General features: G+C 65.0%; 11 protein-coding genes. All 11 read left to right on the top strand.

Annotated features, from left to right (window positions below):
• Position 1: 1 nt before the first annotated feature.
• The 11 genes from OPIT5_17060 to OPIT5_17010 all read left to right on the top strand — a co-directional run bounded on the left by OPIT5_17060 (position 2) and on the right by OPIT5_17010 (position 14,136).
• Complete coding sequence (locus OPIT5_17060; GenBank protein ID AHF91672.1) at positions 2-1,501, top strand: hypothetical protein; 1,500 nt, start codon at positions 2-4, stop codon at positions 1,499-1,501.
• Positions 1,498-2,766 (top strand): Alginate lyase, encoded by a 1,269-nt coding sequence (locus tag OPIT5_17055; GenBank protein ID AHF91671.1) that lies wholly within the window; start codon positions 1,498-1,500, stop codon positions 2,764-2,766. Before OPIT5_17060 ends, OPIT5_17055 begins: the two co-directional genes overlap by 4 nt.
• A gap of 63 nt (positions 2,767-2,829) precedes the next feature.
• Positions 2,830-6,141, top strand: coding sequence for an alpha-mannosidase (locus OPIT5_17050; GenBank protein AHF91670.1), 3,312 nt, complete (start codon positions 2,830-2,832; stop codon positions 6,139-6,141).
• 114 nt (positions 6,142-6,255) lie between these two features.
• Positions 6,256-6,705 carry a hypothetical protein gene (locus tag OPIT5_17045; protein AHF91669.1) on the top strand — a complete coding sequence of 150 codons (450 nt, stop codon included), beginning with the start codon at positions 6,256-6,258 and terminating at the stop codon, positions 6,703-6,705.
• Positions 6,706-6,722: 17 nt separating this feature from the next.
• A complete protein-coding gene (locus tag OPIT5_17040; GenBank protein AHF91668.1) occupies positions 6,723-7,136 on the top strand; it encodes a hypothetical protein in 414 nt (137 codons plus the stop codon).
• A 432-nt stretch (positions 7,137-7,568) separates the two neighbouring features.
• On the top strand, positions 7,569-8,621 hold the full coding sequence (locus OPIT5_17035) for an ethanolamine utilization protein EutJ (protein AHF91667.1): 1,053 nt from the start codon (positions 7,569-7,571) through the stop codon (positions 8,619-8,621).
• The gene (locus OPIT5_17030) at positions 8,618-9,508 is read left to right on the top strand and encodes an ABC transporter permease (protein ID AHF91666.1); all 891 of its coding nucleotides are present in this window, start codon (positions 8,618-8,620) and stop codon (positions 9,506-9,508) included. The genes OPIT5_17035 and OPIT5_17030 overlap by 4 nt, the downstream gene beginning before the upstream one ends.
• Positions 9,509-9,522: 14 nt before the next feature.
• Entirely contained in the window at positions 9,523-10,497 is a 975-nt protein-coding gene (locus tag OPIT5_17025; GenBank protein ID AHF91665.1) for a branched-chain amino acid ABC transporter permease, read from the top strand.
• Between the two features lie 9 nt (positions 10,498-10,506).
• Complete coding sequence (locus OPIT5_17020) at positions 10,507-12,141, top strand: ABC transporter (GenBank protein AHF91664.1); 1,635 nt, start codon at positions 10,507-10,509, stop codon at positions 12,139-12,141.
• A gap of 31 nt (positions 12,142-12,172) precedes the next feature.
• Positions 12,173-12,727 carry a hypothetical protein gene (locus tag OPIT5_17015; GenBank protein AHF91663.1) on the top strand — a complete coding sequence of 185 codons (555 nt, stop codon included), beginning with the start codon at positions 12,173-12,175 and terminating at the stop codon, positions 12,725-12,727.
• A 272-nt stretch (positions 12,728-12,999) separates the two neighbouring features.
• Complete coding sequence (locus OPIT5_17010) at positions 13,000-14,136, top strand: RNA methyltransferase (protein AHF91662.1); 1,137 nt, start codon at positions 13,000-13,002, stop codon at positions 14,134-14,136.
• Positions 14,137-14,144 lie beyond the last annotated feature (8 nt).

The raw sequence follows: 14,144 nt of genomic DNA, 5'->3' as shown, positions 1-14,144 counted from the left end.
CATGAGAAACCTCGCCACCCCTCTCCTCGCGCTGGCACTCACGCTGACCGTCGCCCACGCCCAAACCCCGGGCGCATCCAATAAAACAATACGCGACGACCGCATGGGCACCGGCGTCCATTTCCAGCAAGGCGACAACCCCAACTGGCGCGACTACGACCTCGACAAAATAATGCCCCTCCTCGCCGACTCCGGCATCGCCTGGCTGCGCAATGCCATCTACTGGGGCCAAGTGGAAAAAAACAGGGGCGTTTATTCCATCCCCCAAGCCAGCCTCCGCTGGATCGAGCGTGCCAATGCCGCCGGCCTCAAGATTTCCATTACATTCAATGGCGGCAACAAACTCTACGCCGACCACTTCGACCCCGACGCCTACGCCAAGGCCGCCGCCTGGGTCGCCAAAACCCTGCAAGGCAAAATCCATGCGATGGAAATCCTCAACGAACCCTACCAGAAATCCTACGCCGGATACTACAAAGGCACCTGGAACGGTATCGAGAAAGACGGTTCAGTTTCATCATGGGTAGGCAAATACGTGAAACTCATCAACACTGCTGCTCCAGCGATCAAGGCCGCCAATCCCGACATCAAAGTCACCGGCCTCGGCAGCGTTGCTCCCGTCAACTTCCGCCAGATCGCAATGGGCATCGTCCCCGAGGTGGATGGCATTGCCGACCATCCCTACAGCTACCGCCTCGTCCCTGAACTCGTCCCTTGGGCCGCGCAGCCCACCATTCTCAAACGCGACGGTATCGCCACCGCCGACGAGAAAGGCACCTTCGCCTCGCAAATCCGCATGTATCGTGAACAGTCCCGAAAGTACAACGGACCCAAGGAAATCTGGCTCACCGAATGGGGCTGGGCCACACACCAGGAAGCCAAGGCGAGCGACATGAACGCCGGTTTCACCGAGAGCGCCCAGGCCAAATACATTCTCCGCCGCTACGTCGAAAGCATCGGCCTTGGTTGCGCGCGCAGCTTCCAATACGACTTCCGCGACGACGGAGACGACCCCTACAACGCCGAGCACAACTGGGGACTCCTCCGTCGCGACTACACTCCCAAACCCTCCTGGTACGCGGTCCAGCGTCTCGCCCGTTCACTCGACAACGCCACACCGGATTTCAGCAAAAAGATCGAGGTTGAATTCTTCCCCGTGCGTGGACGCAACGACGTCCATCCCTTCACGTGGGATGGTGCCCGGCTCGCCACGCCCGGCTCGATAAAATCCTACCCGTTCACCACCCGCGACGGCGCCACGAAAATTTTCCTCTGGTCCGCCGAGCGAGCCGATGGCGACACGAAGCCCCGACTGTGCGACATCGAAATCACTCCGGCCCTTCCCGAAGGTTTCACCGCGTCTTTCTACAATATTTTTGAGGATAAAACAGAAACGTATCCGGTTGAGACGAAAAAAGGCCGTTCGATGATAAAGCTCGTGAGCATCCACGACTCGCCCATCTGCCTTTCCATCCCCGTATCCGTGAATCCAGACAAATGACTCTTCGCCACGCCCTTCTCTTCATTGCCGCCCTGACGGCGTTCCTGCCTTTGCAGGCCGCCAAGCCCTCCCCCGGGCCCGTGCTCATCAATCTCGACTACGACGACCTCATTGCGATCCGCGAGGATCTCCGTTCCCATCCCGACACCAGTCCCGCGCGCCATGCTTGCGCCAGACTCCTTGCAGAAGCCGACGCCGTTCTCCCGAAAAAAGCACCCAGCGTCCTTGATAAACAACTTGTTGCCCCTTCCGGGGACAAACACGACTTCTTCGCCATTGGTAACTACTCCTGGCCCAATCCCGAGACATCCGACGGCCTGCCCTACATTCGCCGTGACGGACAGCGTAATCCCGAAGCCCGCGGCCCCAAATACGATAAGGGCGCCTGGGACGCCAACGCCCGCGACATTACCACCCTTTGTCTCGCCTGGTTCTACAGTGGCAACGAAAAATATGCCGCCAAAGCCACCACCCTCCTGCGCACCTGGTTCACCGATCCGTCCACCCGGATGAATCCGAATCTTAACTACGCCGCCTCGCAACCCGGCGTTCACGACGGACACTACATCGGTATCATTGAAGGCGTCGCCCTCAGCAAGCTCATCGACTACGTCCAGCTCCTCACCCTCTCCGAATCCTGGACCTCCGCCGACAACACCTCTCTCCAGTCCTGGTTTAGGGAATTCAGGATCTGGCTGTTAGAAAGTCCCTTCGGCAAACGGGAGCGGGAGATGGGCAATAACCACGGTATCTGGTATGCTACCCAGGTCGCAACCTGCTCCATCTACATTGGCGAAACCTCCGACCTTGCACCTGTCTATGAACGGGCGCGCCGCCACATCGCCAAACAGATTGCTTCCGACGGATCCCTCCCGGCTGAACTCAAGCGGACACGTTCGCTCATGTATACACGGTACACCCTGCAGGCCTTTATCGCTCTCGCCCGCTGCGGAGAACTCACCGGCCACGACATCTGGCACTACAAAACGCCCGAAGGTCGTGGAGTGGAAAGTGCCTTTAATTTCGCTGCACCCTATCTCTCCGGAGCCAAGGAATGGACATGGCCCCGAATGGGAGACAAACCCGATTACCCGACCTCCACCGAAATCCTGCGCTGGCCAGCCAAAGTTTACCGGACCCCTGCCCTTCTCGGCGCGATCCGCATGATCGATCCTGTCGCAGGGCAAAACAAGCCGCTGGATGGCAGCCTCCCTGATCCCGCAAACCGCATGCTTTGGCTCCTCGGCAAGAATCCCTCCTGGTAGCCTGGAGACCAAACTCCTTGGGCACGGCATCTCCAATACAAGTAGTCACAGCAATCGTCCGAAATGTCCCTCAACACCGAATGGCGCCCCCGAATCGAGGCCTGGATCAAGGCCCTCGACCAGCTCGTCTACGCTCCCGTCGCTCCCTTGGCCCTGGAGGCATTTTTCACTTACGACCAGCTCACGGCCGACGAGGCCATGTGCCGCGCCTTCTCGCCCATCGCTCCCGGCACGCGCTGGGGAGCAAAGTGGCAATACGCCTGGTTTCGCGGGCAAATCCCCCCCCTCCCCCCCTCCCCGGAAACCAACGAACACCCCGTCCTCCACGCCGGCCATCCCACCCCGCAATTCGGCGGCGACATGTTCGGCGAGTGGCGCGTCTTTATCGACGGCGCCGAAATCGGCTCCCGCGACTGGGCGCACGTTTACCTGCCTGTGGCGCGGGCTTTTTCCGCCAATCGCCCGCATTCTTCAACCCCGGCGGGCGGGACGCCCGCGCCACTTCAATTCCTCGCCGAGGCTTTCGGTGGCCCCACCCGCGCCGGCGCCGGCGGCGGTCCGGCGCTTCACGGCGTACCCACGCTCCCCGAACCGCCGCCGCAACAGCGTATCCTCCCCGACGTTACCGCCGGCTTCTGGCGCGAGGACATTTTTCAGCTCGCGATGGATGCCCGCACGCTCCTCGATCTCCGCGACCAGCTCGACCCCGATTCGCTCCGCGTCGCCGAAATCGACGCCGGCCTCCGCGACTTCACCCTCATCGCCGACCCCGAGCTTCCCTGGCCGGAAATGCGCTCCACTCTCCTGCGCGCCCGCGAACGCCTCGCTCCGCTCCTGGCCTGCCACAATGGCACCACCGCCCCCACCCTCTTCTGCATCGGCCACAGTCACCTCGACATTGTTTACCAGTGGCCGCTCAAGGAAGCCGAGCGCAAGGTCGCCCGCACCTTCGCCAACCAGCTCGGCCTCATGGAGCAGTATCCGGAATATCGTTACCTCCAGAGCATGCCCGTGCTCTACGAGATCGCGAAGCGCCTGCACCCGCGCCTCTACGCCCGCGTGAAGGACGCCGTGCGCCGCGGGCAGTGGATTCCCGAAGGCGCGATGTGGACCGAAGCCGACACCAACCTCCCCGGCGGTGAATCCCTCATCCGCCAGTTCCTCTACGGACGCCGTTTCTTCCGCGACGAGTTCGGCGTCGAGAGCACCTTTGCCTGGCTCCCCGACACCTTCGGCTTCACCGGTTCGCTGCCGCAGATCATGGCCGGTTGCGGCATCGAGCATTTCGGCTCCTCCAAGCTCTTCACCGTCTTCGCCGAAGAAGGCGATCCCTTCCCTTACACGACCTTCTGGTGGGAAGGCATCGACGGCACCCGCGTTTTCTCGCATTTCGTGCCCAGCTACGGCATCATGACCAACCCGCGGTCGATCGATACCCAATGGAAACAGAACCCGCAAAAGGACGGCATTCGCGCCCGCATGGCGGTCTATGGACACAGCGACGGCGGCGGCGGCTGCGAACGCGCCCATCTCGAGTATCTCCGCCGCCTGGCCGACCTCGAAGGCGCCCCGCGCTGCCGCCATGCCACGCCCGCCGAATTCTTCGAATATCAGGAAAAACAGCCCGACCCTCTCCCCGCCTGGACAGGCGAAATCTATCTGCCCGCCCATCGTGGCTGCTACACCACACAGGCCGCCCTCAAGCGCGGCAACCGTCGCTGCGAAATGATGCTCCGCGAAGCCGAACTCTGGTCAGCCGTCGCGTATATCTTCACCCGCCGGGCCTCCTCTCCTCATGCCTGGCCCCGCGCCGCTCTCGAAACCGCCTGGAAAAAAACGCTCTTCAACCAGTTTCACGACATTCTCCCCGGCTCTTGCATCGAACGCGCCGCGCAGGAAGCCCGCGAGTTCTACGACAAATCCCTCGCCGAGGCCACGGCGGTCGCCAATACCGCCATGGCTGTGCTGAGTGAGTGGCACGGGCTTCCGGCCCGTTCGGTCTCACAGGCTTCCAGCCCGTCTGGTCCACAGACTGTGGACGCGACGCCTGTGCCACGACAATCCGCCCTCCTCTTCAATTCACTTGCCTGGCCCCGCACCGAACTCGTTGCACTGCCGCCCGCATTCCCTGCCGATGCGCTCCCGCCCGCCACACCCACACTCCGGCTGGACGGCACCACCTGGGTCAGCGCCACCGTTCCCGCCTGCGGCTGGACCGACCTTGCCACCGCGGTCACCCCACTCGCCGATCCGTCGGTCCGATCCGACCGATCTCCGTCCACCTCCTCCCTGATCCTCGAAAACACCCTCTACCGCCTCGTTCTCGATCAACTCGGCCGCATCACGAGCTGGCATGACAAGGCTATGGGCCGCGAACTCGCTGCCGCCCCGCTCAACGATTTCCGCATGTACCGCGACACCCCGCGCGTCTGCGATGCCTGGGAGATCGAGTCCCACTACGCCCGGCAACCCGTCGATCTCACTCCCCCCGCCGCTACGCCCGCCACCGTCGAACTCCTCTCCGACGGCCCGCTCGCCACCGTCCTCCGCATTCGCCGCCGCCTGCACGATTCCGACCTCGATCAGGAAATCCGGCTGGCCCGCAACTCGCGCCGCATCGAATTCCGCACCCGCATCCGCTGGCACGAAAAACACAAGCTCCTCAAAGTCGCCTTCCCGCTCGCCCTCACTGCCCACGAGGCTCTCCACGAAATCCAGTTTGGCCACCTTCGACGTCCCACGCATCGCTCCCGCAAGGCCGACCGGGACCGCTTCGAGGTCTGCCAGCAAAAATGGAGCGCCCTCGCCGAGGAAAATCGTGGCGTTGCCCTGCTCAACGACGGCAAACACGGCATCAGCGCCGAGCAAAACACGCTCGCCCTCACGCTCCTGCGCGCCCCGCAGGCGCCCGACATGCACGCCGATCTCGGCGACCACGAATTCACCTACGCTCTCTACGCTTGGGACGGGCCCTTCGTCGGCAGCGGGGTCACGCAGGCCGCCCTCGAACTCAACGCCCCGCTGCGCTTCGCGCCGGACATCCGGCCACCGGATGTTCGACATTCGACGCCGGATGCCGGATGTTCAGGCGTTTCACTCTTCTCCTGCGATGCCCCCAACATCATTCTCGAGACCGTAAAACTCGCCGAGGATGACAGCGGCGACCTTGTCCTGCGCCTCTACGAATCCGCCCGCGCCGCCACACGCTGCCGCCTGCGCATCGACCTCGCCGCCACCTCCTTCCATAGCGCCTGCGAGACCGACATGCTCGAAAACCCGCTCTCCGGCCGCGCCCTGCCCCTGCCCGACGCCGCCGGCCTCGGCCTCGATTTCCGTCCCTTCGAGATCAAGACCCTCCGCCTGCGCCCGGCGTGACCGGTCTCCTTCGTCATCCGTCGTCCCGCCGCGGCAGATCTCCACCTCGGGACTTGCCACCTCCGGGCCAACCCCCTTGATTGCGCCAACCGTCGACCAGACGGCGCCTCTATCATGCAGCCCACCGACTTCACACCACCCACCAGTGTCGATGACCAGCCCGAGCTCGGCGACATCAAGATCAACCACACCGTGATCGCCAGCATCGTGCGTCTTGCCTCCCTGCAGGTCCCCGGCGTGGCCGGTGTCGGCGGAGGCATTGTGGACGGCATCACCGAAATCTTCGCCAAACGCGAGGCCGACCACCGCGGTGTGCGTGTCGCTGAAAACAGCGAAGGCGCCTACGTGATCGAGGTGCGCCTCATCATCGCCTACGGCTCCGAAATCGGCAAGACCGCCTACGACGTGCAACTCGCCGTCCGCAAACAGATCATCGCCATGACCGGCCAGGACGTGGCCAAGGTCGATGTCATCATCGAAGGTGTCCGTCTCCCCGGCGACAACGCCCCGTCAGCCGCCGGCAAGGCCGACGAAGCCTGGCCCGATCTTTCCACCGACGCCTGATCCCCCATCCCTCTGCCATGTTTTCCTCTCTCGAAAGCTTCGCCCTCGGCATCCCGCTCTCCTTCCTCCTTCTGTCGGCCAGCGTGTTGCTGCTCCTCCTCGCGCTGCTGCTCCGCCAGCGCACGCTCGTCCTTTCGGACAAGGAGACCGGCAAGCTCGAAATCTCGAAGCATGCCCTGCACCGCCTGCTCGAAGCCTGCTGCCTGCAACTCAACGGCGTGGCCGGCGCCCGCGCGGAAGTCTCCCGCAAAGGCGACAAGTTCGACACCGCCCTCCGCCTGAAAATCCGCCCCAACGCCAAGCTCGACGCCATCCAGGGCTATCTCGAACAGGAGATCGGCGAAATCTATCGGCAAAACCTCGGCATCACCGAAATCGGTCGCGTCGAGATCAAGGTCGTTGGCGTCGTCGCTCCGAAAAAGGATTTCTGAGCGCACCGGCCAGGATGGCCGATTCATCGAACGCTCACGGTTGAGCGTTCAGCGTCAGCGTCTTCCGACTCTTTCTGCTTTTCGTCAATTGAACGGTAGCAAGGTAACGCTACCACCGCCCCGCCCCCGGAAACTCCCCCTCGCCCTGGTCCGGACCTTGCTACATCCTGCGGCAGTTATGAACCGTTTGACAGAACCGCCGGCTCCCTCCTGATAATTCGCCTGCCGGTCACGATCATGATCCGGCTTGCTGCCACGCCTGCCGGTTCCGGCCTCGCCCGCACCCGCAACCATCCGACTCATCCTGCCACGATGCTTCCCCTCCGACCGATTCCCTTCCCGACCGGCCTGTTATCCGGCCTGCCGCTCGCCCTCGCCGTCGTCCTTTTCACCGCGCCCTTCCTGCCGGCCGCCGCCCGGGCCGCCGAGCCGATCAAGGTCGGCGAATACAATTCCCTCACCGGCAAGGAAGCCAGTTTCGGCCAGTCCACCCATCGCGCCATCGTCCTCGCCGTCGAGGAGATCAACGCCGCCGGCGGCGTCCTCGGTCGCCCCCTCCAGCTCGTCACCGAAGACAACCAGTCCAAGGCCGGCGAATCCGCCACCGCCGTCCGCAAGCTCATCTCGCGCGACAAGGTCGTGGCCGTGATCGGCGAGGCCACCTCGGGCCGCTCGCTCGAGGCCGCCCCGCTCGCCCAGCGGGCGCGCATCCCCATGATCGCCACCGCCGCCACCAACCCGAGAGTCACCGAAACGGGCAACTACATTTTCCGGACCTGCTTCATCGACCCCTTCCAGGGCACCATCATGGCGCGGTTCGCCCGCGACACCCTCGGCTTCAAACGCGTCGCGCTCCTCACCAGCGTCTCCTCCGCCTACAGCGTGGGCCTGTCCAGATTTTTCCACGAACGTTTCACCGCCGACGGCGGCACCATCGCCGCCGAACAGAAATACTCCGAAGGCGACAAGGATTTCCGCTCCCAGCTCACCGCCATCAAGGCCTCGGGCGCCGACGCGGTCTTCGTTCCCGGCTACTACACGGAAGTCGCCCTCGCCGTCCGCCAGGCCCGCGATCTCGGCCTCGCCATCCCCTTCATCGGCGGCGACGGCTGGGAAGCCCCGCAACTGCTCGAAATCGGAGGCGATGCGTTGAATGGCTGCTACTACTCCGCCCATTTTTCCCCGCAAAACGCCGCCCCCCTCGTCCAGGCGTTCGTCAAAAACTACCAGGCCCGCTGGGGCGGCCTCGTCCCCGATGCCTTCGCCGCCCTCGGCTACGACGCGATCCATCTCCTCGCCGACGCCATCAGGCGCGCCGGCACGACCGACGGTCCCGCGCTCCGCGATGCGCTCGCCGCCACGCAAGATCTCGAAGGCGTGACCGGCGCCACCACGTTCGACGCGCAACGCAACCCGACCAAGGCCGCCTCCATCATCACCATCGCGGACGGCAAATTCCGCTTCGACCGGACCATCGCCCCTTGACCGAATTCCTCCAGCAACTGCTCAACGGTCTCTCGCTCGGCGCGATCTACGCTCTCATCGCGCTCGGCTACACGATGGTCTACGGCGTGCTCCGCTTCATCAACTTCGCTCACGCCGACGTGTTCATGGTGGGAGCCTTCATCGGGTACAACTTCGGCGGATTCCTCCCTGCGGGCACGCTTCACGGCGGCGCCCTCGTCCTCCTCGCCGCAATGGCCGGCTGCGCCGTGCTCGGCATGCTCATCGAGCGCCTCGCCTACCGGCCGCTCCGCAACGCCCCCACGCTCAACGTCCTCATCACCGCCATCGGCGTGTCACTGTTTCTCGAATACACCGGCCAGGTCGTCTTCGGCGCCTCGCCGCGCACCTTCCCGCCGGTGTTCCCCGCCACCGGTTTCCGCTTCGGCCCGCTCGTCGTATCGAGCAACCAGCTCCTCGTCATCGCCGTCGCCGGCGCGCTCGTCATCGCGCTCCAGCTCGTCATCTTCAAAACGAAAATCGGCATGGCGATGCGCGCCGTCTCCCTCAATCCCCGCGCCGCGCAGCTCGCCGGCGTCAACGTCAACGCCGTCATCTCCTTCACCTTCGCGCTCGGCTCCGCTCTCGCCGGCGCCGGCGGCGTCCTCTACGCGGTCAACTATCCCTCGATCGACCCCCTCATGGGCCTGATGCCCGGCATGAAGGCCTTCGTCTGCGCCATCCTCGGCGGCATCGGCAACATCCCCGGCGCCGCCCTCGGAGGCATCGTCCTCGGTTCGGTCGAGACGTTCGTCGGCGGCAGCGAATTTTCCACCTGGAAAGACGCCATCGCGTTCGCCGTCCTCATCGCGCTCCTCCTCTTTCGTCCCTCCGGCCTGCTCGGCAAACCGCTGCCCGAAAAAGTCTGATCCGCCCCGCCGCCATGCCGCCCGCCCTCCGCCATCCGTTCAACGCCCTCCTCGCCGCGCTCGTCGTCGCCCTGGTCGCGGCGCGCTTCGCCGGCGGCCTCGACCCGTACTTCCTGGATGTGCTCACCGGCGTCGGCATCAACATCATCCTCGCTGTCTCGCTCAATCTCGTGAACGGCTACACCGGCCAGTTCTCGCTCGGCCACGCCGGCTTCATGTCGGTCGGCGCCTACCTTTCGGCCGCTATCACTCTCTTCATCGGCGACCGCCTCCTCGCCGGCGGCGACACCGGCCTCTCCGCTTTCGCCGCCACCGCGGCCGGGCAAAACCTCCTCTTCCTCACCGCCCTGCTCGCCGGCGGCCTCTGCGCCGCCGTGGCCGGCCTGATCGTCGGCGGACCCTCGCTGCGGCTGCGCGGCGACTACCTCGCGCTGGTCACCATCGGCTTTGGCGAGATCATCCGCGTGATTTTCCAGAACACCGAAACCTTCGGCGGCGCGCTCGGCCTCAACGGCATTCCCGACTACACCAACATCTTCTGGGTGATCGCTTTCGCCGCTCTCACGATTTTTGTCGTCGTCTGCCTCACCCGCTCGACCTGGGGCGCCGGATTCCGCGCCACCCGCGACGACGAGATCGCAGCCGCCGCCGTCGGCATCGACACCACCCGCTACAAAATCATCGCCTTCGTCGTCGGCGCGTTTTTCGCCGGCATCGCCGGCGGCCTCTATGCCCACTTCAAGATGACCATCGTCCCGACCGGTTTCGATTTCGCGCGCAGCATCGAGATCGTCGTCATGGTCATCCTCGGCGGCATGGGCAACACCCTCGGCGTCATCCTCGCCGCCATCCTGCTCACGCTCCTGCCCGAGTTTCTCCGGCCTGTCGCCGAGTATCGCATGATCATCTACTCGTTCCTCCTCATCGTCCTCATGATCGTCCGCCCGCAGGGCCTGTTCAACCTCCGCTTCGGACGACACCGGGCCTGACCTGCCGCCGTGGATACCGCACACCCGAGTCCTCCGCCACCACCCTCGCCGCCCCCGTTGCTGGAGCTGGACAAGGCCACGGTCCGTTTCGGCGGCCTTGTCGCCGTCAATGCCGTGGACCTCGCCCTGCGCGAAGGCGAGTTGTGCGGCGTCATCGGCCCCAACGGCGCTGGCAAGACCACGCTCTTCAACCTCATCTCCGGCGTGTACCCCGCCAGCGCAGGCGCGGTGCGGTTTGCCGGTCGTTCTCTGGCCGGCCGTCGCATGCACGAGATCGTCGCGCTCGGCATCGCCCGCACCTTCCAGAACATCCGGCTTTTCGGCAGCCTCAGCGTTTTCGACAACGTGCGCGTCGCCTGCAACCTGCACCGCGCCACCGGCCCGTTCCACACCCTGCTCCGCCTCCGCGCCTTCCGCGCAGATGAAACGGCCATCACCCGGCAAGTCGAGACGCTCCTCGACATCTTCCACCTGCTCCGCCTCCGCGACGCTCCCGCCGGCAGCCTCCCGTACGGCGAACAGCGCCGCCTCGAAATCGTCCGCTGCCTCGCCACCCGCCCCCGCCTGCTGCTGCTCGATGAGCCCGCCGCCGGCATGAACCCGTCGGAGAAAATCGAGCTCATCCGTCTCATCCGGGAAATCAAGGACCGGTTCAACCTGACGATCCTGCTCGTGGAGCACTCGATGCGCGTGGTCATGGATGTCTGCGAGCGCATCGCCGTCCTCGACCACGGCGTGAAAATTGCCGAAGGCGCCCCCGAACAGATCCGGCAGGACCCGGCCGTCATCGAAGCCTACCTCGGCCACGAATCCGCCCGGGAAACGGCGACGTTCCCGTTGCCGGACGGGGCGACCGTCCCGCCGGTTTTCGAAGTGACGCGCGGACACGCGTCCGGCGACGGAAACGCCGCCGTTCCGGCGGGCCGCATGAAAACCATGCTGACCGTCTCCGGCCTTTCCGTTTCCTATGGAGCGATCGCCGCCCTGCACGACGTGTCGCTCACAATCCCGCACGGCGCGATCGTCACGCTCGTCGGCGGCAACGGCGCCGGCAAGACCACGACGCTGCGCACGATCTCCGGCCTCCTCCGCGCCCGCGCCGGAAGTATCATTTTTTCCGATACCGATATCACCCGCCTCCCGCCGCACCGGATCGTTGATCGCGGGCTCTGTCACGTCCCCGAAGGCCGGATGATTTTTGCCAACCTCACCGTCGCCGAAAACCTCGCCATGGGCGCCTGGCTCCAGACGGATGCCGACCGCGTGGACTACAACCGCGAGTACGTTTTCGACATCTTTCCCCGCCTCAAGGAACGCCTCGCGCAGGTGGCCGGCACGCTTTCCGGCGGCGAGCAGCAGATGCTGGCGATCGGACGCGCGCTGATGGGCGACCCGAAATTCCTGATGCTCGACGAGCCCTCGCTCGGCATCGCCCCGCGCCTGATCCGGACGATTTTCGAGAAGATCGCGGAGATCAACCGCGAGCGGGGCATCACGATCCTGCTGGTGGAGCAAAACGCCTCGCTCGCCCTGGAGATTTCCACCCACGCCTGGGTGCTCGAAACCGGCCGGATCGTGCTCGACGGCCCGAGCGCGCGCCTGCGCGAAGACCCCCGCCTGCAGGCCGCCTACCTGGGCGGTTGACCCCGACGGCAAACCGGCCATTGTTTCACCCATGCCCGCCACACAAGCACCACCGCTCACGCGCCACGACTATGCGCTCATCCCGGTTGGTTCGCCCAACTATCAGCTCATCGAAGGCGATTTTGTCATGGCTCCCTCACCCTCCTCATTCCATCAAGATATAGCAGGCAACCTCTACCTCCTGCTTCGCAATTACTTGCACTCCAATCCCGACGGGAAGGCCTTCATGGCGCCGATCGACGTCTATCTCTCCGATCTCAACGTCTACCAGCCCGACGTGCTCTTCATCCGGAAAGAAAACCGCAGCATCATCAAAAAGCATGGTATCGAGGGCGCGCCGGATCTCGTCATCGAAGTCCTCTCGAAAACCAGCGCCAAATACGACCTCGGCCCCAAGCGCGCTATCTACACCCGCACGGGCGTCGAGGAACTGTGGATCGTCGATCCCGACCGCCGTATCCTCGCGCTCTACCGGCTTGCCACCGACTCCGAAACCCCTGCCGCCACGTACAAGGCGGCGGATACCTTCAGCAGCACGCTCCTCCCCGGCCTGACGATTTCCCTGAAGGAAGTCTTCGCAAGCTGATCCCCCCGCTGTGGCACGGGCATCCTTGCCCGTGAGCGTTGCCTCTCCGCGTGGCGCGGGCGTCTCGCCCGCCGACGGCGAAGCCGCCGGATCGACGTGGACACGGGCTTCCAGCCCGTGTCCGGCATGCAGGGATGCATGCCGCCACGTCCCCGCCTCTCTCCGCAATTCGCTGTTGTTCCCGCTGCCCGCTCCGGCTTCTGTCCCGGGTGACTCCGTGCCGCCCTCCGGTCCCGGTCATCTCCATTCACCGTCCTTCACCGCCTGCCTTCATGTCCGCTCTCTCCCAGCGCGCCGCGCTCATCATCGACAAGATTTCGCCCGACAACCCGGCGGACCATGCTCTCCGCCGCGAACTCGGCCAGCTCCGCCACCTCTCGCCCGCCGAGCGCCGCGACATCGCGCACGCTGTTTTCAGTTACTTTCGCTGGCTCTCCTGGCTCGACGATGCCGGCGCCCGCCCCGCCCGGATCGCCGCCGCGCTCGACCTCCAGCGCCGCTTCGACGCCGATCCCGCCGCCATCAAAAAAGAAACCCTCGCCGTCCGCGCCGTTCCCGCCTGGGTGCTCGACGAAATCGACTTCCCCTCGCCCGACGCCCGCACCGCCTGGCTCCGCGCGCTCCAGAGGCCTGCTCCGCTCTGGATTCGCGCGCAGCGGGAATTTGCCGAAAAACTCCCCCGCGCCCTCGGCCACTGCGAACCGGCGCCCGCCTCCTCCCTCCTCACGGCGCCCACCGCCTTCCGTTATACCGGCCCCAAGGATCTCTTCCGCACCGACGAATTCAAACAGGGTCTCTTCGAAATCCAGGATCTCGCCTCGCAACTCGTCGGCCACGCCTGCACTCCGCAGCCCGGGGAAACCTGGTGGGACGCCTGCTGCGGCGAAGGCGGCAAGACGCTCCACCTCTCCGACCTGATGGACAACCGCGGCCTCATCTGGGCGACCGACCGCCACACCGGCCGCCTCGCCACCCTGCGCAAGCGCGCTTCCCGCGCCCACGCCTGGAACTACCGCGCCGTCCCCTGGAACGGCGGCCCCGTCCTCCCCACCAAAACAAAGTTCGACGGCATCCTCCTCGACGCCCCGTGCAGCGGAACCGGCACCTGGCAGCGCAACCCGCATGCCCGCTGGACCACCTCGCCCGACGACGTCCGCGAACTCGCCGCCATCCAGCAGCAACTCCTCGCCCACGCCGCCCCGGCGCTCAAGCCCGGCGGACGCCTCGTCTACGCCGTCTGCACGCTCACCCGCAGCGAGACCACCGCCATCGCCGACGCCTTCACCGCCGCGCACACCACGGATTTCGAACCACTCCCGATCCCCGGCGCCTCCGATGCCCGTCTCACCCTCTGGCCTCACGAGCACAACGCCAACGGCATGTTCATCGCCGCCTGGAAACGCCGCTGAGCGCGCTC

This window comes from Opitutaceae bacterium TAV5 (assembly GCA_000242935.3).
In the GTDB taxonomy this organism is placed as follows: domain Bacteria; phylum Verrucomicrobiota; class Verrucomicrobiia; order Opitutales; family Opitutaceae; genus Geminisphaera.
Note: the sequence above shows the minus strand (reverse complement) of the source record. Positions and strands in the feature narration are given on the sequence as shown.